Source organism: Lautropia dentalis, from assembly GCF_003892345.1.
In the GTDB taxonomy this organism is placed as follows: Bacteria; Pseudomonadota; Gammaproteobacteria; order Burkholderiales; family Burkholderiaceae_E; genus Lautropia; species Lautropia dentalis.
Map to the genome: position 1 here is coordinate 2,631 of NZ_RRUE01000003.1, position 856 is coordinate 3,486.

General features: G+C 53.6%; 2 protein-coding genes. Both read right to left on the reverse strand.

What is annotated here, in order from left to right; translation table 11 throughout:
• Nucleotides 1-281: AMP-binding protein (locus EHV23_RS15025; RefSeq protein WP_203229051.1), on the reverse strand; the 281-nt coding region annotated here is incomplete at its 3' end.
• Nucleotides 282-574: 293 nt separating this feature from the next.
• The coding region (locus tag EHV23_RS15030) for an integrase core domain-containing protein (protein ID WP_148098599.1) at nucleotides 575-856 on the reverse strand (282 nt) is incomplete at its 5' end.

Below are 856 nucleotides of genomic sequence, written 5' to 3' on the forward strand. Positions count from 1 at the left end.
ATCGCCACCAGCACATCCGGCTTCACCAACGGGGCCCCCGCTGCATCCCTCATCGCCCTGAGCCGATGCGCCAGCTGATTGGCCCTTGCATTGAGCTGCGCATACGTCAGGCTCTCGCTCTCGTACTGAACCGCCAACGCCTCCGGTGTTCGCCGCACCTGCTGCTCGAACAGCTCATGGATCAACAAATCTTTCAGGTAATTTGATGTCGTTTTATTAACTTTCCGGACAGCAGCGTCAAACTTGTCCGAATATGAATTTTCGATTTTTGATTTACCCATGACCCTGGACAGCAAATTCACTAAAGTGGTGTTTAGCCTCGTTTCGGCCAACAGCCAAAACAACAAGCACGGACCTTGCGAATTTACCAACGACTTGGAACACCTAACCTATGAGTAATGATGGTTACTAGCAAAACATGTACCGTTTGCGCAAACATTCAACAAAAAAATGGAGTTACAGCCATGGGGTCTTCGCGGATCGGTGAAAGCGGTGTCGAGTCACCCGAGGGAACCTACCCCTCAGGTGAGGTGTACTGTCAACCGCAGACAGTCGCCTTTAATGTGAAGTCCGTTCAAAGAAGGCCTTGCCTGAAGGCCACTAGCGACTGGTAGCCAAGTGCACTGTGCAGTCGCTGACGGTTGTAGAACACCTCGATCCACTCGGTGATCGCCGCTCGTGCCTGCGCACGCGTGGCGAAACGCCGCTGGTACAGCAACTCGTTCTTGAGTGATCCCCAGAAACTCTCCATCGGTGCGTTGTCGTAGCAGTTTCCCCGCCGTGACATCGACACCTGCATGCCCAGGGCATCAAGTCTTTCACGGTAGCGACTTGCGCAGTACTGGCTTCCCCGATC